Below are 19,103 nucleotides of genomic sequence, written 5' to 3'. Positions count from 1 at the left end.
CGCAAAACCGCTTGTCGGCGGGCGTTTCCCTGTGGGACATGGCGGTGATCGCTGCAAGACCGCGGCGCAGGCGTCAAGGCGGAGAAGACCCATGAACCTGACCATCGACGAGGCGCTGGCCCAGGGCGGCGCGGGCCGTTTCCAGCAGCGGCTGCTGGGCATCTTCGGCCTGGTCTGGGCGGCGGATGCGATGCAGGTCATCGCCATAGGCTTCACCGCCGCCTCGATCGCGACGAGCTTCGGGCTGACCGTGCCGCAGGCCTTGCAGACCGGCACGCTGTTCTTCCTGGGCATGTTCGCGGGCGCGACGCTGTTCGGGCGCATCGCCGACCGGATCGGGCGGCGCAACGTGCTGCTTCTGACGGTGGGCTGCGACGCGGTCTTCGGCCTGGCCTCGGTCTTCGCGCCGGACATCTGGTCGCTGATGCTGCTGCGCTTCCTGACCGGCATGGCGGTCGGCGGCACGCTGCCCGTGGATTACGCCATGATGGCCGAGTTCCTGCCGCCGCGGAACCGCGGCCGCTGGCTGGTCTGGCTGGAGGGGTTCTGGGCCATCGGAACCATCGCCATCGCCCTGACCGCCTGGATCGCGCATCTGGCTGGTGCGGCCGAGCCCTGGCGCTGGATCTTTGCTGTGGCGGCGCTGCCGGCGCTGATCGGCATCTGGCTGCGGCTCTGGGTGCCGGAATCGCCGATGTACCTGCTGCGCAAGGGCGACGAGGCCGGCGCGCGAAGGGTGGTCGACCGGGTGCTGACCGCGAACGGCGCCCGCGCGCTGCCCCAGAGCACCCGCCTGACCGCGCCGCCCGTCACCGCCGAGGCGCGGCTTTTCGGCCCCGAGCTGCGCAACCGCAGCCTGGGCATCTTTGCCGCCTGGTTCCTGGTATCGCTGTCTTATTACGGCGTCTTCGTCTGGCTGCCGGCGGAACTGGCCAAGGGCGGTTTCGGCTTCGTGCGCGGCTATGGCTTCCTGGTGCTGATGGCGCTGGCGCAGCTGCCGGGCTATGCGCTGGCGGCGCATGGCGTGGAAAGCTGGGGCAGAAAACCCACCCTGCAGGTCTTCCTGCTGCTCAGCGCCGCGGGCTGCTTCCTTTTCACCGTTGCCGTCAGCCCCTGGCTGGTCGCCCTCGCGCTGCTGCTGATGAGCTTTGCGCTTCTGGGCACCTGGGGCGCGCTTTACGCCTATACGCCCGAGCTTTACCCGACCGGGCTGCGCGGCACCGGCATGGGCACGGCCAGCGCGGTGGCGCGGGTGGGCGGGCTGCTTGCGCCCTCGCTCATGGGCTATGTGGTGGCGCGCGGCTTCGGGGTCGCCATCGGCGTCTTCGCGGCGCTGCTGCTGCTGGCCGCCATCGGCACGCTGTTCATCCGGGCCGAGACCCGCAACCAGTCCATCGTCTAGAGCCGCGGCATCCGGCGCATCGGCATGCGGAACCGCGCGACATGGGCGAGGCAAGCCGCCCTGCGTCGTTTCGCCGCGCCTGGCTGAGTCCCGGCACCGGATGCGACATGCGGCCGGGCCCGCTGCGCGGCGCCAGGCGCCCATGCCGCTGTGCGGCGTGCCGCTGGCCGTGACACCGCCGCGCCAACGGCTCGTCGTCCTGGGGAAAGGGATAAGGGGCCGGCGGCCGCTGCGAAGCGGGGATGTGATCCACGACCCCGCGCGGTCTGTCGCAGGGGAATCGGCCGCCGGCCGGGGCCGCAGATCTCGGCGGACCCTCTGTGCCGATCACGATCGGCCGCGGCATCCGCGGCCGCCTGGGACCGGCGCTGTGTCGCCAGACGGGCGCCGCAGGTCCGGCCGGCGCCGAGCCGCTTGCCGATCATGGTCCTGTCCACCGCTTGTGCCGGCGGCGCATGAAGCTGAATCTCTTGCGGATTGAAAGAGAATGTCTATCCTTTGATCGGTTTGCGGGATTCTCCCCGTGGCCCGAGGGCGGGGCTAGCCTGCCAATTTGCGAAAGGCGCTTTTCTGATCCATCCCTTCTCTCCTGGTCATGATCATGCCCAAAGACCTTGGCGCAATTTCAACGGCCGGCCTGTCGGCGGCCTTCCATCCATTCGATTTTAACGAGGAACCACCCCATGTTGAAACCTGCGCTTCTGGTGCTTGGCCTGGCCCTTGGCCTTTCGGGCTGCGCGAGCACCTGGGAAACCGCTTACGAGCAACTTGAGCCGGCCCAGACCGCCGGCTGGCGCCTTGCCGCGGTCGAGGTCGCGGTGCCCGACACACTGACCACCACCGAGGCGAACAGCTATATGCCCAATGTCGACATCGTCTGGCATGGCGAGCCGGCGGGCGACCGGCGCGTCCAGGTGGCTGCCATCCTGAAGGAAGGCATGAAAGGGGCGGGGCCGGGCTGAAGGGCAAGACGGGCGTGCGCATCGTCGCCACGCTTACCCGTTTCCATGCCATCACCCCGGTGGTGCGCGAGCGGCTGCAGAATTCCGGCGTGCATAGCATCCACTATACCGTGCAGGTCTTCGACGCCCGCAGCGGCGCCGCGCTGAGCCAGCCGCAACTGGTCAAGGTCGAGCTTCCCGCCCTTGTCGGCCGGGCCGGGGACGAGGCCGATGCCAAGGGCCAGACCCAGCGGGTGCAGATCGTGAACCAGATCGCCGCGGCGACGCAGAACTGGCTGGGCCGCGGCCCCGATCCGCGCGGCAGTTTCCAGCGCCGCGGGCGCTGAACCCGACGAAATTCATGGGAATTGCCGGGCCGGCCCTTGCGGGCCGGTCCTTTCTTTGGCAGGGGGCGGATATGGCAAGCGTATCCGAACTTTACGAGGCCCGCGTGACGGCGGGGCGGCTGGAACCCGACGCGGCGCAGCGCGGCGTCCTGCCGGTGCTGGACCGGCTGGTGCGGGAATTGGCCGCGGCTCCTGTGCCAGCGCCGCAGAAGAATGGCTGGCTCGCGCGGTTGCGGGGCGGTGCCCCCGCGCCTGCGGCGGCCGCGGTGCGCGGGCTGTACCTGTGGGGCGGCGTCGGCCGCGGCAAGTCCATGCTGATGGACCTGGTGATGGAGGCGGCTCCCGTCGCGGCCAAGCGCCGGGTGCATTTCCACGAATTCATGCAGGAGATCCAGGCTGCGCTGGAAGGCGTGCGCAAGACCGGCCAGCAGGACGCCGTGCGCCCGGTCGCCAAGGCGGTGGCGCAGCAGGCGCGGCTCTTGTGCTTCGACGAGATGCAGATCACCGACATCGCCGATGCGATGATCGTCGGCCGGCTGTTCCAGGTGCTGTTCGAGGAAGGCGTGACCATCGTCACCACCTCGAACCGGGTGCCCGAGGATCTTTACAAGAATGGCCTTAACCGCCAGCTTTTCCTGCCCTTCATCGCGCTGATCCGCGAAAAGCTGGAGGTGGTGGAACTGGCCAGCGCCACCGACCACCGCCAGAACCGCGACGAGGGCGGGCAGGTCTGGTTCGTTCCCGCCGATGCGGCGGCGCGGGCGCAGATGGATGCGTTGTGGCAGGCCGAAACCGGCGGCGCGGCCGCCGCGCCCCTGCTGCTGGAGGTCAAGGGCCGCAAGGTCGAGATCCCGCGGCATGCCGGCCGCATCGGGCGCGCGGGCTTCTGGGATCTTTGCGGCAAGCCCCTGGGCCCGGCCGATTACCTGGCCATGGCCGAGGTGCTGGACCTGCTGTTCATCGACGCCATCCCCCGCCTGGGCCAGTCGAACTACAACGAGGCCAAGCGCTTCGTGACCCTGATCGACGCGCTCTACGAGGCCAGGGTGCGGCTGGTCGCCAGCGCCGCGGACGAGCCCGAGCAGCTTTACGCCGAGGGCGAGGGCGCCTTTGAGTTCGAGCGCACCGCCAGCCGGCTGCGCGAGATGCGCGACGCCGATTGGGGCAGGGGCTAGCCTAGCCCTCGGGCGCGGGTGGCAGCGCGTCTTGGCCCTGTTCGCGCAGGGCCTCGGCGATGCGGCGGATGCCTTCGGGGATACGCTCGGCCGAGATCGAGGAATAGGCGAGGCGAAAGAAGCCCCGCCCCCGCGCCGGCTGGGCGAAGAAGGCCGCGCCGCCCTCGATCAGAACCCCGCGCGCCTTGAGCCGGGTAGCAAGCGCCGAGGAATCCACCCCCTCGGGTGTCGCCAGCCAGAAGCTGGAACCCCCGGTCGCCTCGGGTGAGGCAAGCCGCAGCCCTTCGCGCGCGATGGCGGCCAGCATCACCTCGCGCCGCCGGGCATAGGCGCGGCGCATGCGGTTCGCCTGCGCGTCGTAATGGCCCAGCGACAGGAAATGCGCCAGCGTGCGCTGCATGTGGCCGGGCGGGTGGCGCAGCACCATGCCGCGCAGGGCGCGGGCCTCGGCGATGACGCGCGGATCGGCCACGACATAGCCCAGCCGCACGCCGGGAAAGACCGATTTCGAAAACGAGCCGATATAGATCACCGCCCCTGCGCGGTCGATGGCCTTGAGCGCCGGCGAGGGCGCGCCGGCGAAGGACATCTCGAATTCGTAATCGTCCTCGACCACGGCGAAGCCCTGCGCCTGGGCGCGCGCCAGCAGTTCCTTGCGCCGGGCCAGCGGCATGGTGGAATTGGTCGGGCATTGGTGGCTGGCGGTGGTGAAGACCGCCGCGACCCCGGGCGGGATGGCGTCGGGCGGCAGGCCGCGCGCATCGACGGGGACCGGCAGGATGCGGGCGCGGCTGGCCAGCAGGATCTCGCGCTGGCCGGGATAGGAGGGATCCTCGACCGCGCAGGAGGCGCCGGGGCGCAAGAGCACCTGCGCCACCAGCCACAGCGCGTTCTGCGCCCCCAGGGTCAGCAGGATTTCGTCGCGCCCGGCGCTGATGCCGCGCCGGGGCAGGATCTGGCGGGCGATATGGTCGACCAGTTCCGGGTCGTCGGCGTCGTAGAGATCGCCGGTCAGGCTGTCAAACTCGCGCCGGCCAAGCGCGCGCATGGCGCAGTCGCGCCAGGCGGCGTGGTCGACCAGCGCCGGATCGGCCTGGCCATAGACGAAGGGATAGGCAAAGCCGCGCCAGTCGCGCTCGCGATCGGTGCGTTGCGCGCGCACGAAGCGGCCCTCGATCTGGCTGTCCCAGTCAAAGCGCGGCGTGTCGGGCGCGGGCGGCTCGGCTTCCAGCCGCCGCTCGATGCTGTCCGAGATGTAATGGCCGGACCGGTCGCGGCTGGCCAGGTAATCGGTCGAGACGAGTTCGGCGAAGGCCTGCGCCACCGTCACCCGTGCCACGCCCAGGTGCCGGGCCAGGGCGCGGGTCGAGGGCAGTTTCTCGCCCGCGCGAAAGCGGCCGGCCGTTACCGCGGCGATGATCTGGCGCCGCAGCTGGACCTGCAAGGGCAGGCCGGCGGCATGGTCCAGGAAGAAGGCGTCGGGGGGAATCGGCATGGGGTGATCCGCGGCGGCTGGCGGGGTTCATCACTCCCCCGAATGCCGCCCCGGATCAAGGGTTCGGATCAAGGGTCAGGCAAAGACCTTGGTCAGGGCATTGTCGATGGCATCGGTGATGCGGTCGATGTCGTCGGCGGTCGCGATCAGCGCCGGCGACAGGCAGAGCGTGTTGTTGAAGCCCGGCAGCGAGCGGTTGGTCGCGCCGATGATGACGCCCTGCGCCAGGCATTCGGCGACCACGGCCTGCACCTTCTTCTCGTCCATCGGTTCCTTGCTGGCGCGGTCCGCGACCAGTTCGGCGCCGCAGAACAGGCCCTTGCCGCGCACGTCGCCGATGACCGCGTGCTTTTCCATCAGCGCGCGCAGGTTCGAAAGCGTGCGCTCGCCCATGGCGACGGTGTTGGCCAGCAGCCCCTCGTCCTCGATGATGCGCATGTTCTCGATCGCCGCCACCGGCCCCGAGGTGCAGCCGCCGAAGGTCGAGATGTCGCGGAAGAAGCTCATGCCGTCCTCGGGCGCGTCCTTGAACATCTCGAAGACGCGTTCGGTGGTGACGGTGCAGGAGATCGCGGCATAGCCCGAGGCGACGCCCTTGGCCATGGTCACGAAATCCGGCTGAATCCCGTATTGCTGATAGCCGAACCAGGTGCCGGTGCGGCCAAGCCCGCAGACCACCTCGTCGATATGCAGCAGGATGTCGTATTTGCGGCAGATTTCCTGCACGCGCTGCCAATAGCCCTCGGGGGGCGTGATGACGCCGCCGCCGGCCGTCACCGGCTCCAGCACGATGGCGCCGACGGTGTCGGGGCCCTCGCGCAGGATCACCTCCTCGATGGCGTCGGCGGCGCGCTCGCCGTAGTTTTCCACATCCCATTGCTTGCGGTATTCAAGGCAATGCGGCACGCGCACGAAGCCGTCGGGGAAGGGGCCATAGGCGATGGCGCGCTGGTCCTGGCCCGAGGTCGCGAGCGTGCCGATGGTGGTGCCGTGATAGTCGCGGTCGCGATAGAGGATCTTCCATTTCTTGCCGCCATGGTGGCGCGCCGCGATCTGGCGCACCATCTTGTAGACCTTCTCGTTCGCTTCGGAGCCGGAGTTCGAGTAATAGACCCGGGTCATGCCCGGCATCTTCTCGATCAGCTTCTGGGCAAAGATGGCGCCCGGCACGGTGCCGGCGGCGCCGGCGTAATAGTTCAGCTTGACCAGCTGGTCGCGGATCGCATCGGCGATGCTTTCGCGGCCATAGCCGACGTTCACGGTCCAGACGCCGCCCGAGACCGCATCGAGGAATTCGCGCCCGGTGGCATCCCACAGCCGCATGCCCTTGCCCTCGACGAAGACGCGCGGGTCGATGGTCTCATACTGCTTGTGCTGGCTCAGGTGGTGCCAGACATGGCTGCGGTCGGCCGCGACCACCTGGGACATGTCGTTGGGGTTCAGATCGAGCGTCATGGCCGGACTCCTGCGGGTGAAGGGCGTTTCCCCCTGACTGCGCCCGAATGCGGCAAAGCGATAGAGCCAGATTTGGTGAATAGATGGAGCCAGTTCTTCCCGGGCAGGGCCGAATCGGGTTGGGATTCGGGCCGGAAATGCGCATTTTTCCGCTGCCGTTTCTGCGAGCGCGAAAGCAACGCTGCGCTGCAAAAACAATCAATATGCTGTTTTTAATATAAAATATTCGCAGCGACATGCGAATCTGCTTATGGACAGATAATCCTATCTATCCGTATAGTTTTGAAAGTTGCCTCCCCAAGAACCAATGCAACGCCAACAACAGGGTTTCCTCATGCTCAATCGTCGTCGCTTTCTGACCACATCCACCCTGGCCGCCGCCGCGCTGGCCGCGCCGGGACTTGTCACCCGCGCGCTTGCCCAGGGCGAGGCGCTGAAGATCGGTGTGCCGGTGCCGATTTCGGGCGCCTTCGCCGCCAATGGCAAGTTCGCCACCATCGGCGCGCTGATGGCCGCCGAAGAGGTCGCGGCCGCGCATGGCGTGCAGGTCTCGACCCTCGACCTCGACACCGAGGGCAAGCCTGCGACCGCGGTGCGCAAGGTGCAGGACGCGCTGGCGCAGGACGGGGTCAAGCTGTTCGCGGGCGGCATCCTGTCGTCGGAATCGCTGGCCATGGGCAAGGAGGTCGAGCGCGGCGGCGGTGCCTTCATGACCACCGCCGGCGCCGACGAGATCACTGGCGTCGATTGCAACAAGGCCACCTTCCGCTGGTCGGTGCCGACCTATGGCGCCATCAACGAAACCGTGCGCCCGATCATCGACGCGCTGCCCGATGCCAAGAAATGGTATACGATCACCCCGCAATATGTCTTTGGCGACGGGCTGCTGAACGCCGCCAAGGACGTGTTCGCGGAAAAGGGCATCGAGCATGTCGGCAACAGCTACCATTCGCTGACCGACAAGGAATTTTCCGGCTACCTGACCAATGCCATCGCCGCGCAGCCCGACGTGCTCTTGCTGCTGAACTTCGGTGCGCAAAGCTCGGACACGCTGCGGCAGGCGGTCAGCTTTGGCCTCAAGCAACGCATGACCATCGTCGTCGCCTGGGCCTCGGGGCTGGAGCAGTTCGAGGCGCTGGGGCCGGATATCTGCGAAGGCGTCTATTTCGGCGCGCAATACTGGCACGGCGCCGATTCGGCGCTGAACCGCGAGCTGGTCGCCAAGGTGCAGGAAAAGCACGGCTTCAACCCGAACTATTCCTTTGCCGGCAGCTATATCTGCGCGAAACTGCTGCTGGAAGCCGCTGTCAAGGCCGGCTCGCCGGATGGGACGGGCGTCGCCGCGGCGCTGAACGGGCTGAAATACCAGGGCCTGACCGGCGAGGAAGAGATCCGCGCCGCCGACCATCAGGTCATCAAGGACTACTACCTGCTCAAGGGCAAGGCCAAGGCCGACATGGCCGACAAGGACGATTACGCCGAGGTCATCAGCGCCGGCAAATCCTTCCTTGCGCCCGAGGATGCCGGCTGCGCCATGCCCGCCTGATCCCCCGCCTCCCCGCGCGGCCGCAGGTCGCGCGGGGCCTTTTCGCCCGGTTTCAGGGAGAAGCCCGTGATCTACCTTTTCCAGGTTCTGAACGGCATCGGTCTGGGGATGCTGTATTTCCTGCTTGCCGTCGGCCTCAGCGTCATCTTCGGCCTCTTGCAGTTCGTGAACTTCGCCCATGGCGCCTTCTACCTGCTGGGCGCCTATCTGACCTATGACCTGACCATGCGCGGCTTCAGCTTCTGGGCCGCCATGCCGCTGGCCACGCTGATCGTCGCCGGCATCGCCGCGCTGATCGAGGCGGTGCTGCTGCATCGCATCTACAAGCTGCCGCATACCTTCCACATCCTGGTGACCGTGGGCCTGGCGCTGGTCGTGCAGGAACTGGTCATCATCGCCTGGGGGCCGCTGGGCGGCTCGGTGCCGGCACCCGAGGGGCTGCAGGGCGTCGTGATCCTGGGCGATTTCATCTATCCGCAATACCGGCTGTTCACCATCGGCTTCACCGCCGTTCTGGCCGGGCTGCTGTGGTGGCTGCTGGAGGGCACGCGGCTGGGCGCCATCGTGCGCGGCGGGTCCGAGTCGCCCGCGAACATGGCGCTCCTGGGCTACAACACGCTGCGCATCAACACGGCCGTCTTCGGCTTCGGCGCCGGGCTGGCCGGGCTGGCGGGTGCGCTGGCCGCGCCGATCCGCGGCGTCGAGCCCTTCATGGGGATCGAGGCGCTGTCGGTGGCCTTCGTCGTCGTCGTGATCGGCGGCATGGGCAGCTATACCGGCGCGCTGGTCGCGGGCCTGCTGGTCGGCGTGGTGCAAAGCGTCATGACCACGCTGTGGCCCGAGGGCGCGCGGCTGATGATCTATGTCGGCATGGCGCTGGTCATCGCGCTGATGCCCCGCGGCCTGTTGGGGAGGGCATGAGCATGAACCCGCTCGACAAACCCTATGCGCAGCTGGCGCTGGCGCTGCTGACCGTGCTGGTGCTGCCGCTGTTCCTGAAATCCGGCATCCTGGCGACCGAGATCCTGATCTTCGCCATGGTCGTCGCGGCCTGCAACCTGCTGCTGGGCTATACCGGCCTTCTGTCCTTCGGCCAGGGCATCTTCTTCGGCATCGGCACCTATGTCGCGGGCATCTGCCTGACGCGCTGGCAGGTCCCGGTGCCCTTGGTGCTGGCCGGCGCGGCGGTGCTGGGCGCGGCCACGGCCACGCTGGTCGGCTGGCTGTCGATCCGCCGGCAGGGGGTCTATTTCGTCATGCTGACGCTGGCCTTCTCGCAGCTGTTCTATTTCGTCGCCTATACGTTCAGCGGCGTGACCGGCGGCGACAACGGGCTGCTGGGCGTGCCGCGCCCCTCGGTCGGCGGCACGGTGCTGAACGCGCCCTGGTCCTATTACACCTTCGTCGCCATCTGCTTCGTGGCGGTCTTCGCGGTGCTGGTCATGGTCACGCAATCGACCTTCGGCCGCACCCTGCTGGCGATCCGCGAGAACGAGGGGCGGGCGGCCGCCATCGGCTTCCCGACCCGGCTGTTCAAGATCGAGGCTTTCGCCATCTCGGGCGCGGTCACGGCCTTTGGCGGCGCGCTGCATGCGATGCTGATCGGCGTCGCGCCGCTGTCGAACATCGAATACCACACCAGCGAGCTGATCCTGATCATGACCATCATCGGCGGCAGTTCCAGCCTGTTCGGCTCGGTGCTGGGGGCGGGGTTCTACCTGCTCTTGGCCGATGCGCTGTCCACCGTCTGGCCGCGCTGGCTGCTGCTTCTGGGCCTGGTGCTGGTCACGGTGGCGCTGTTCCTGCAACGCGGGCTCTGGGGGCTGGTCGAGCGCGGCTACGACCTGGTCTTCCGCCGCGAGCGGGCGCCCGAAACCCCGGCCGAGGAGCATTGAGATGACCGACATCGCCTTGCAGACCCGCGGCCTGGGGGTCAAATACGGCAATTTCCACGCGCTGGCCGAGGTGGACCTGCAGATCCGCCGCAACTCGGTCCATTCGATCATCGGGCCGAACGGGGCGGGCAAGACCACGCTGTTTCACGCGCTGACCGGGCGGGTGCGGGCATCCTCGGGGCGGATCGAGCTGGACGGGCGCGACATCACCGACACCTCGGACGACGACCGGGTGCGGCTGGGGATCGCGCGCTCGTTCCAGGTCACCAGCCTGTTTCCCAACCTGGCCCTGCGCGAGAACCTGCGCCTTGCCGCCCAGGGCCGCACGCCCTGGCAGGCGCTGGCGCCCTGGCGGCGGGCGGAAGCCAATGCCGAGGCGCTGGCCATCGCCGACGAGGTGATCGAGCGTCTGGCGCTTGCCCCCGTGTCGAACCGGCTGGCGGGCGAGCTGTCGCATGGCCAGCAGCGCCGGCTGGAGGTGGGCATGGCCATGGCGGCGCGGCCGCGCGTCATCCTGCTGGACGAGCCGACATCCGGCATGGGCATCGACGATATCGAGGCGATGAAGCAGCTGATCCGCGACCTCGGCCGCGACCATACCGTGCTGTTCATCGAGCATAACATGGGCATCGTCATGAACATCTCGGACGTGGTCACGGTGATGCGGCTGGGCCGCAAGCTGGTCGAGGGCACGCCCGCCCAGGTCCGCGACGACCCCGAGGTGCAGCGCGCCTATCTGGGCAACATGATCACGGGGGACATCGCATGACCGCCGCGCTGAAACTGATCGACCTGCACGCCTATTACGGCAAGAGCCACATCCTGCAGGGCGTCACGCTGGAGGTCGGGCCGGGCGAGATCGTCACCCTGCTGGGCCGCAACGGCGCCGGCAAAAGCACGACGCTGAAAACCGCCGTGGGCCTGATCGCGCCGCGTCAGGGGCGCGTCGAATTGGCCGGCCGCGACGTGACCGGCCAGCCGGCGCATCGCATCGCCGCGGCCGGGCTGTCGCTGGTGCCCGAGGATCGCGGCATCTTCCAGCTGCTGACCGTCGAGGAGAACCTGCGCATCGCCGCGCGCCGCGGCTCGCCCTGGGCTTTGGCCGACATCTATCGCATCTTCCCGCGGCTGGAAGAGCGCAGGAAGAACGGCGGCGGCCAGCTTTCGGGGGGCGAGCAGCAGATGCTCTCGATCGCCCGGGCGCTGCTCAACGGTCCCAAGGTGCTGATGCTGGACGAGCCGGTCGAGGGCCTCGCCCCGATCATCGTCGAGGAGATCGTCGCCCAGATCCGCCTGATCCGCGAGGCCGGCGTGCCGATCCTGCTGGTCGAGCAGAACCTGGCCGTCTGCAGCCAGCTGGCCGACCGGCATTACATCCTGGAACTGGGCCGCATCGTGCATTGCGCCAGCGCCGAGCAGTTCCGCAGCGACCCCGACACCATCGACCGCTATCTGGGCGTCAAGGCATGAAGGAAAACACCATGTCCAACCTGACAATCGACGCCGAAAGGCTGTGGGACAGCCTGATGGAGACGGCGCGGATCGGGGCCACGCCCGACGGCGGCATTGCCCGGCTGACGCTGTCCGAGGACGACCGCCGCGTGCGCGACTGGCTGCGCGCCCAATGCGCCGCGCTGGGTCTCAGCATGACCGTGGACGAGGCCGGCAACATGTTCGCCACCCGTCCCGGCACCCGCGCGGACCTGCCTGCCATCGCCATGGGCAGCCATCTGGATACCCAGCCCACGGGCGGCAAGTTCGACGGCGTGCTGGGGGTGCTGGCCGGGCTCGAGGTGCTGCGCACGCTCGACGCCGCCGGCTACCAGACCGAGGCGCCCCTGATGCTGGTCAACTGGACCAACGAGGAAGGCTCGCGCTTTTCGCCGGCGATGCTCGGCTCGGGGATCTGGGCCGGGGTCTACAGCCGCGACTATGGCGACGGGCGCACGGACGCCCGCGGCGACAGCTTCGGCGCCAGCCTCGACCGCATCGGCTATCGCGGCGAGACCAAGGCGGGATCAGTCCGCTTCGGCGCCATGTTCGAGTTGCATATCGAGCAGGGGCCGATCCTGGAGGCCGAGGAGGTTGAGATCGGCGTGGTGCAGGGCATCCAGGGCATGCGCTGGTTCGAACTGACGCTGACCGGTACGGCGGCGCATACCGGCTCGACCCCGATGGGGATGCGCCGCAACGCGCTGCTGGGCATGGCGCGGGTGATCGAGGGGATCGACCGCATCGCCAAGGCGCATAGGGACGCGGTAGGCACCATCGGCTTCCTGGAGATCAGCCCCAATTCGCATAACGTGATCCCCGGCCAGGTGCGCGCCACCATCGACCTGCGCCATCCTTCGGACGCGGTGCTGGACCGGATGCAGGCCGAGGTCGAGGAACTGGTGCGGGATGCCGCCCAAGCGGTCGGGCTGGAAAGCCGGCTGGAGCAGATCTCGCGCACCGCGCCGGTGGTCTTCGACGCCGAATGCATCGCCTCGGTCAGGGCGGGGGCGCAGGCGGCGGGCTATTCGACGCGCGACATCATCTCGGGCGCCGGCCATGACGCGGCCCATGCGGCGGCACTGGCGCCGACGACGATGATCTTCGTGCCCTGCAGGGACGGGCTGAGCCACAACCCCGCCGAATCGACCGAGCCCGAGGAATGCGCCGCCGGCGCGCAGGTGCTGCTGGAGGCGGTTCTGGACTATGACCGCCGCATGGCCGAGGCCCGCAAGGAGGCCGCCGCATGACCCGCCTTGTCCTGGCCCGGCTGAACCACGAGACCAACAGCTTCTCGCCGGTCAAGACGCCCTTGGCCGCCTTTGCCCCGAAATGGGGCGGGGAGGCGCTGGCGGCGGCCGAGAACTATCCCGCCGCCATCGGCGCCTTCCACGCCTTCGCCCACCGCATCGGTGCCGAGGTGGAAGTGCCGCTGATCGCCCATGCCATGCCCTCGGGGCCCGTCGAGGACGAGGCCTTCGAGGCCATGGCGCAGGCGATCCTGGCGGCGGTGGAAGGGGGCTGCGACGGCATCCTGCTGGACCTGCACGGCGCCATGGTGACGCGCAGCCATGACGATGGCGAAGGCGAGCTTCTGCGCCGCGTCCGCGCCGCCGCGCCGGGCGTGCCCATCGGCGTGGCGCTGGACCTGCATGGCAACATCACCCAAGCGATGCTGGAGCATTGCGACGTGATCGTCGGCTTCAAGACCTATCCGCATGTGGACATGGTCGCGACCGGCGAGCATGTCGCGCGCCTGTTCGAGCCGCTGCTATCCGGCGGCCCGCGCCCGGCCATGGCGCTGTGCCACCCGCCGATGCTGGCGGCGACGCTGTGCATGAACACCACGACCGATTGCGCCATGACCGACCTGATCGCGCTGGCGCGGCAGGCCGAGGCGCGGCCGGGCGTGCAGGCGGCGACGGTCTTTGGCGGCTTTCCCATCGCCGACCTGGCCGAGACCGGCCTCTCCATCGTCACCGTTGCCGACACGCCCGAGCTTGCGCGCGCGGTCGCGCAGGAGCTTGGCCGCGAGGCATGGCGGCGGCGCGCCGAATATGTCTATGTCGAGGAGCCGCTGGCGCAATCCGTCGCCCGCGCCGCGGCTCTGGCAGACGGTTCGGCGCCGGTTCTGCTGCTGGATCATGGCGACAATTGCATGTCGGGCGGCAGCTGCGACGTGATGGACGTGCTGGAGGAATTGCTGGCCGCCGGGCAGCAGGGCATCCTGGTCGGTCCCGTCGCCGATCCCGAAACCGTGGTGCAGCTTTTCGCCGCAGGCGAGGGAGCCGAGCTGGAAATCACCTTGGGCAACAAGACCCCGGCCGAGGGCCTGCCCGCGCCGCGCCCGCCGCTGCGGCTGAAGGGTCGGGTGACGGCGCTGTCGGACGGGCGCTATCGCGTCGCCGGGCCGATCTATCACGGGCAGGAGCTGTCGATGGGCCGCGCCGCCGCCTTCGACACCGGCGCCGCGCGCATCGTCGTCTGCGAGCAGCCGCACGAGCCGCTGGACCTGGGTTGCTTTTCCTGCCTGGGGCTTGACGCCGCGCAGGCGCGCTTCCTGCACCTGAAATCGCGCATGTATTGTCGCCCGGTCTTCGAGCCGCTTGCGCAAGCCGTGGTGGAATGCGCAAGCTCGGGCGTAACCGCCTCGGATTACGATCTGTTCGCTTTCAAAAAACTCGCCCGGCCCATATATCCGCTGGACCTGGGGACAACCTGGCAGGATTGAAGGACCGCATGGATCAGGACGCGCCGGCAGGCAAGGAACGCAGGCTTACCCGCATCAAGCTGTCGGACCAGGTGGCCGAGGACATCCGCCGCCGCATCGCCCGCGACGGCTTGCGCCCCGGCGACCGATTGCCGCATGAGCGCGCGCTGATGGAACATTACGGCTGCTCGAAAGGCACCATCCGCGAGGCGCTGAAGGCGCTAGAGGTCGAGGGGCTGGTGCGCATGCTCTCGGGTCCGAACGGCGGGCCCGAGATCCAGCCCGCCTCGATCGACATCGTCACCCAGCAGCTGCGGCAATACCTGCATTTCCAGAGGATCGACTTCGCCCAGGTCTACGAGCTGCGCCAGTCGCTGGAAGTCAGCCTGGCGCGTAACGTCATCGGCAAGCTGACGCCCGAGCATTTCCGTCGGCTGGAAGAGAACATCCGCATCTGCGAAGCGGCGAACGCGGCCCAGGACCGCGCCCTGGTGCGCCGGGCCGAGACCGAGTTCCACGACATCCTCTGCGAGGCCTCGGACAACGTGATCCTGGTCTTCATGTGCCGCTTCCTGAACAGCATGCTGCGCGACCTGGTCAGCTATCGCAGCGAAAGCATGCGCGAGCACGAGATCTTCGGCGAGGCGAATATCGAAAGCCACCGGCAGCTGCTGGCCGCCTTTCGCGCCGAGGATGGCGATGCCGCGGCCCGCATCATGCACGATCACATGTGCTGCGCCGAAAGCTACATGCGCCGGCTGGACGCCTCGTTCCGCTCGGACCTGCTGAGCCGGTTCTGAAACGGAAAATCCCGGCCGCGAGGGGCCGGGATTTGTGGGACCGGGTTGGGCACCCGCGATCAGAACGGGATGTCGTCGTCGAAATCGGGCCGGTTCTGCGATTGCCCGCCGCCGCCCGAGGAACTGCCGCCCGACGAGCTGCCGCCGCCATAGCCGCCGCCACCGTAACCGCCGCCGCCATAACCGTCATCGCGGCCGCCGCCACCGCCGCCGCCGCGGCTGTCGAGCATGTGCAGCTCGCTGCGGAAGGGGCGCAGCGCCACCTCGGTCGAATAGCGGTCGTTGCCGCTCTGGTCCTGCCACTTGCGGGTTTCCAGCTGGCCCTCGACATAGACCTTGGAGCCCTTTTTCAGATATTGCTCGGCCACGCGGACCAGGGGCTCGGAATAGATGGCGACCGTGTGCCATTCGGTGCGCTCCTTGCGCTCGCCGGTATTGCGGTCCTTCCAGGTCTCGGACGTGGCGATGCGCAGGTTGGCGACCTTGCCGCCGCTGGGAAAGCTGCGGATCTCCGGGTCTTGGCCCAGGTTGCCGACCAGGATCACCTTGTTCACGCTGCCAGCCATGCTGCGGTCCCTTTCGTTGGCTTCGTTCCCGCGGGGTGTAGCGCGTGAGGGGGCGGGGGAGCAAGCGGAATGGCATCAGCGGGCACAGGCGGAAATCCGCCGATGATCGCGGCCGCCGGCGCGCGGTAAAATCCCCTTGCGGCACGCGCCGGGCTTTGCGCTATAGTGCAGCCAAAAAAGAAGACGCCATGCATGAGGGACGAATGATGCTTTCACGCGATCGGGCGATGATGCGCCAGTTGGGCCGGGCCGTGATGGTCCTGGCGTTTTCGGCCGGGCTGGCCGCCCCCGCCGCGGCCGACGGGCTGCGGCTGCAGGCGAAAAGCGGCAAGTCGCGGCTGGCCCAGTTCGAGCGCCAGACCCGGCTGATGGATTCGCGTCTGGCCGCGCAATACCAGCAGTCGGCCCGGCTGCGCCCCGGCGGCACCTCGACCAAGAGCGTGGTGGAACTGGACATCCCCACCGCGATTCCCGCCTATCGCGGCAACCGGCGCAGCCAGTATCTGCCCCATGCCCGCGCCGTCGCGCGCAAGCACGGCATCCCCGAGGATCTGTTCCTGCGCCTGGTGCAGCAGGAATCGGGCTGGAACCCGTCGGCGCGCTCGCACAAGGGCGCGCAGGGGCTGGCGCAGCTGATGCCGGGCACGGCGGCCAAGCTGGGCGTCGATCCGAACGACCCGATCCAGAACCTGGAAGGCGGCGCGCGCTACCTGCGCATGATGTACAATACCTTCGGCAGCTGGCGGCTGGCGCTGGCGGCCTATAATGCCGGGCCGGCGGCGGTGGCGAAATACGGCGGCGTGCCGCCCTATCGCGAGACGCGCAACTACGTCCGCATCATCCACGGCAGCTGAAAGGCAGGGCCGGGCAGGGCGTCCGGCCTTGGCGTTTTTCCTCAGAAGGTCGAGGGGATGACGCGGCTGTATTTCGTCCCGGCGATCGAGGCGCCGGCCATCAGACCCGACTGGCCGAAGATCATCGCCACCACCGGCTGCTGCGCGGTGATGGTATCGGTGCCCATCGAGACGCCCCCGGCGGGCAGCGCGTAATAGGCCCCGGCCTCGGCCACCCAGCCCGGCGCGCGGCGGAAATCGGCCAGCGCGGCATCGGTCTGGAAGATCAGCACATGGGCATATTGCTGCGCGCCGATCTGGAAGCCGACGCTGGCCTGCGCCGCCGAATAGTAATCCACCGTCACGTCGTTGATGCGCAGCGCGCCCTGGCCATAGGCGCCGCCGACGCCGAAGCCCGCCTCGGTCATCAGCGGCATGTAAAGCACGCCCTTGGCGTTCTGCACCATGGGCGCGACATTGGGATAGCTGCGCAGCAGGAAGTCCCGCGTCGCATCGACGCGCGCGTCCAGCCGCGAGGGCGCATCCTGTCCGATCGCGTTCGAGCAGCCCGCGAGCCCCAGCGCCGCCCCGCCCAGCAGCACAAATCGCCGGCTCATCCCGTTGGAATACATCATCCTAGCCCTCGTTCCCTGTTCGGCGGTTGCCCCACCTGTCAAGGCGGCGATGATAGACGGGCGCGCGCCCTCATGCCAGCCTTTCGGCCACCTGCGGCGCGTAATAGGTCAGGATGCCGTCGCAGCCGGCGCGGCGGAAGGCGAGCAGGCTTTCCACCACCACCTCGCGCGCCAGCCAGCCGTTGCGGATCGCGCCCTCGATCATCGCATATTCGCCGCTGACCTGATAGGCGAAGGTCGGTGCCGCGAACTGGTCTTTGACCATGCGGCAGATGTCCAGATAGGGCATGCCGGGCTTGACCATGACCATGTCGGCGCCCTCGGAGAGGTCGCGGGCGACGCAGCGCATCGCCTCTTCGCGATTGGCGGGGTTCACCTGATAGGTCTTCTTGTCGCCCACCAGCCGCCCCGAGGCGCCCACCGCGTCGCGGAACGGCCCATAGAACCCGCTGGCGAATTTCGCCGCATAGGACAGGATCGCCACGTCCTTGTGGCCGTTTTCCTCCAGCCGCCCGCGCAATGCGCCGATGCGCCCGTCCATCATGTCCGAGGGGCCCAGGATGTCCGCCCCCGCCTCGGCCTGGACCAGCGCCATGCGGCCAAGCGCCTCGACCGTCTCGTCGTTCAGGATCACCCCGTCGCGCACCAGCCCGTCATGGCCGTTGGCGTTATAGGGGTCCAGCGCGATGTCGGTCATCACCGCCAGTTCGGGGGCCACCTGCTTGATGGCGCGGATGGCGCGGTTGCCGATGTTGTCGGGATCCCAGGCGCGCTCGCAGCTCTCGGTCTTCAGGTCCGGGTCGGAATGGGGAAAGATGCAGATCGCCGGGATGCCCAGCCGCATCGCGGTTTCCGCGGCGCGCTTGGCGCCGTCCAGCGTCAGCCGCTCGACGCCGGGCATCGAGGGGATCTCGCCCTCGCCGCCGGCGATCTCGGTCACGAAGATCGGCCAGATCAGGTTGGCGGGGGTCAGGGTCGTTTCCGTCACCATGGCGCGCAGCGCCGGCGTGCGGCGCAGCCGGCGCAGGCGGGCGGCGGGGAAGGGGGCGGTGATCGGGGTCGGGGACATGGGCAGGGCCTGTGGCTTGCAATGATCTGGCCCGAACCTGCACCCATGCCCCGCGCCGCGCAACCCCTTGCCGCCCGGCGCCGAAAATCGAGGTTTTCCTTTGCGCCGCACCCGGTTAGTTTGCCCCGCGCAACCGCTGCAAGGAGAAGACGTGCCCCGACCCGAGGGAATCCTCGCCCTGCTGGACAGCCGGTCTTTCGGCTCGATCTGGTTCTGGGTGATCCTGACTCTGGCCTGGACCCTGGCGGGACGCCGCATCCTGGGCGTGCCCTCGGACGTGATTTCCGGGGCCATCAGCGCCGAGCCGGGCCCCGAGGACGACCCCGCCGCCCTGGCGCTGCTCGACTGGCTGTCGCTGACCTTGCCGCGCTGGCGCCTCGACCGGCGCGAGGGCGCGATCCTCTTGGGCCTGGGCTCGTTCCTGCTGACGACGCTGGCCATCCTGGGCTTTGGCTACGGGCTGGAGATGGCGCAGGCGCTGGTGCTGCTGGTTCTGCCCTTCGCCCTGCTTTTCGGGTTGGAATTGCGGCTGGCGCGGCGCCTGCGCGTGATCCTGGCCCGCGCCGAGGTGGGCCAGCCGGTCAACGAGGCCGGGGCCGAGGCCGCGCGGCTGATGCGCCGGCACCGGATGGTGATCCTGGCCATGTCGGTCCTGGCGGTGGCGCTGACCGCCTTTTACGGCGCGCTCTGGATGATCCTGCATCCCTTCGGCTTCTGAACCGGTCTTGACTTCGCCGATGCCC

The 19,103-nt window shown here is 68.5% G+C and carries 17 protein-coding genes and 1 pseudogene; 13 read left to right on the top strand and 5 right to left on the bottom strand.

The genetic code is table 11. The features are described from left to right. Positions 1 to 91 precede the first annotated feature (91 nt). The 3 genes and pseudogenes from ESD82_RS17130 to zapE all read left to right on the top strand — a co-directional run bounded on the left by ESD82_RS17130 (position 92) and on the right by zapE (position 3,865). Positions 92 to 1,402 (top strand): MFS transporter, encoded by a 1,311-nt coding sequence (locus ESD82_RS17130; protein WP_024845097.1) that lies wholly within the window; start codon positions 92 to 94, stop codon positions 1,400 to 1,402. 683 nt (positions 1,403 to 2,085) lie between these two features. Then, a pseudogene (locus ESD82_RS22655) lies at positions 2,086 to 2,690 on the top strand (DUF6778 family protein). A gap of 71 nt (positions 2,691 to 2,761) precedes the next feature. After that, positions 2,762 to 3,865: a cell division protein ZapE gene (gene zapE / locus ESD82_RS17120; RefSeq protein ID WP_024845099.1), complete on the top strand. Its 1,104-nt coding sequence runs from the start codon at positions 2,762 to 2,764 to the stop codon at positions 3,863 to 3,865. Position 3,866: 1 nt separating this feature from the next. Here the strand turns inward: zapE and pdxR are convergent, their stop codons facing one another. Then, positions 3,867 to 5,360, bottom strand: a complete 1,494-nt coding sequence (gene pdxR, locus ESD82_RS17115; protein WP_024845100.1) for a MocR-like pyridoxine biosynthesis transcription factor PdxR — start codon at positions 5,358 to 5,360, stop codon at positions 3,867 to 3,869. A gap of 75 nt (positions 5,361 to 5,435) precedes the next feature. After that, positions 5,436 to 6,815, bottom strand: coding sequence for a hypotaurine--pyruvate aminotransferase Tpa (gene tpa, locus ESD82_RS17110; RefSeq protein ID WP_147427750.1), 1,380 nt, complete (start codon positions 6,813 to 6,815; stop codon positions 5,436 to 5,438). Positions 6,816 to 7,149: 334 nt separating this feature from the next. On the opposite strand from tpa, the gene ESD82_RS17105 reads away from it, so the two are divergent. The 8 genes from ESD82_RS17105 to ESD82_RS17070 all read left to right on the top strand — a co-directional run bounded on the left by ESD82_RS17105 (position 7,150) and on the right by ESD82_RS17070 (position 15,257). After that, complete coding sequence (locus tag ESD82_RS17105; RefSeq protein WP_147427751.1) at positions 7,150 to 8,361, top strand: ABC transporter substrate-binding protein; 1,212 nt, start codon at positions 7,150 to 7,152, stop codon at positions 8,359 to 8,361. A gap of 66 nt (positions 8,362 to 8,427) precedes the next feature. Beyond that, positions 8,428 to 9,282: a branched-chain amino acid ABC transporter permease gene (locus ESD82_RS17100; protein WP_024845103.1), complete on the top strand. Its 855-nt coding sequence runs from the start codon at positions 8,428 to 8,430 to the stop codon at positions 9,280 to 9,282. Positions 9,283 to 9,284: 2 nt separating this feature from the next. Then, on the top strand, positions 9,285 to 10,256 hold the full coding sequence (locus ESD82_RS17095; RefSeq protein WP_244314537.1) for a branched-chain amino acid ABC transporter permease: 972 nt from the start codon (positions 9,285 to 9,287) through the stop codon (positions 10,254 to 10,256). A 1-nt stretch (position 10,257) separates the two neighbouring features. Beyond that, positions 10,258 to 11,025: an ABC transporter ATP-binding protein gene (locus ESD82_RS17090; protein WP_147427753.1), complete on the top strand. Its 768-nt coding sequence runs from the start codon at positions 10,258 to 10,260 to the stop codon at positions 11,023 to 11,025. Continuing rightward, on the top strand, positions 11,022 to 11,726 hold the full coding sequence (locus ESD82_RS17085) for an ABC transporter ATP-binding protein (RefSeq protein WP_147427754.1): 705 nt from the start codon (positions 11,022 to 11,024) through the stop codon (positions 11,724 to 11,726). The genes ESD82_RS17090 and ESD82_RS17085 overlap by 4 nt, the downstream gene beginning before the upstream one ends. Positions 11,727 to 11,737: 11 nt before the next feature. Then, positions 11,738 to 12,997: a Zn-dependent hydrolase gene (locus tag ESD82_RS17080; protein ID WP_167521782.1), complete on the top strand. Its 1,260-nt coding sequence runs from the start codon at positions 11,738 to 11,740 to the stop codon at positions 12,995 to 12,997. Continuing rightward, positions 12,994 to 14,478 carry a M81 family metallopeptidase gene (locus ESD82_RS17075; RefSeq protein WP_147427756.1) on the top strand — a complete coding sequence of 495 codons (1,485 nt, stop codon included), beginning with the start codon at positions 12,994 to 12,996 and terminating at the stop codon, positions 14,476 to 14,478. Before ESD82_RS17080 ends, ESD82_RS17075 begins: the two co-directional genes overlap by 4 nt. 8 nt (positions 14,479 to 14,486) lie before the next feature. Continuing rightward, the gene (locus ESD82_RS17070) at positions 14,487 to 15,257 is read left to right on the top strand and encodes a FadR/GntR family transcriptional regulator (protein ID WP_147427757.1); all 771 of its coding nucleotides are present in this window, start codon (positions 14,487 to 14,489) and stop codon (positions 15,255 to 15,257) included. Between the two features lie 59 nt (positions 15,258 to 15,316). Here ESD82_RS17070 and ssb read toward each other — a convergent pair whose 3' ends face one another. Continuing rightward, positions 15,317 to 15,823, bottom strand: coding sequence for a single-stranded DNA-binding protein (ssb, locus tag ESD82_RS17065; RefSeq protein ID WP_024845110.1), 507 nt, complete (start codon positions 15,821 to 15,823; stop codon positions 15,317 to 15,319). A gap of 206 nt (positions 15,824 to 16,029) precedes the next feature. Here ssb and ESD82_RS17060 point away from each other — a divergent pair, with 206 nt between their 5' ends. After that, on the top strand, positions 16,030 to 16,677 hold the full coding sequence (locus tag ESD82_RS17060) for a lytic transglycosylase domain-containing protein (protein WP_024845111.1): 648 nt from the start codon (positions 16,030 to 16,032) through the stop codon (positions 16,675 to 16,677). A gap of 41 nt (positions 16,678 to 16,718) precedes the next feature. On the opposite strand, the gene ESD82_RS17055 is transcribed toward ESD82_RS17060, so the two are convergent. Beyond that, positions 16,719 to 17,291, bottom strand: coding sequence for a lipid-binding SYLF domain-containing protein (locus ESD82_RS17055; protein ID WP_028710600.1), 573 nt, complete (start codon positions 17,289 to 17,291; stop codon positions 16,719 to 16,721). A 70-nt stretch (positions 17,292 to 17,361) separates the two neighbouring features. Continuing rightward, positions 17,362 to 18,360 (bottom strand): porphobilinogen synthase, encoded by a 999-nt coding sequence (hemB, locus tag ESD82_RS17050; protein ID WP_147427758.1) that lies wholly within the window; start codon positions 18,358 to 18,360, stop codon positions 17,362 to 17,364. A 151-nt stretch (positions 18,361 to 18,511) separates the two neighbouring features. On the opposite strand from hemB, the gene ESD82_RS17045 reads away from it, so the two are divergent. Then, the gene (locus ESD82_RS17045; RefSeq protein WP_147427759.1) at positions 18,512 to 19,078 is read left to right on the top strand and encodes a hypothetical protein; all 567 of its coding nucleotides are present in this window, start codon (positions 18,512 to 18,514) and stop codon (positions 19,076 to 19,078) included. Positions 19,079 to 19,103 lie beyond the last annotated feature (25 nt).

The sequence above is a fragment of the Paracoccus pantotrophus genome (assembly GCF_008824185.1).
GTDB classification, from domain to species: Bacteria; Pseudomonadota; Alphaproteobacteria; order Rhodobacterales; family Rhodobacteraceae; genus Paracoccus; species Paracoccus pantotrophus.
The sequence above is the reverse complement of the archived record's forward strand: the minus strand, read 5'-3'. Positions and strand labels throughout refer to the sequence as shown.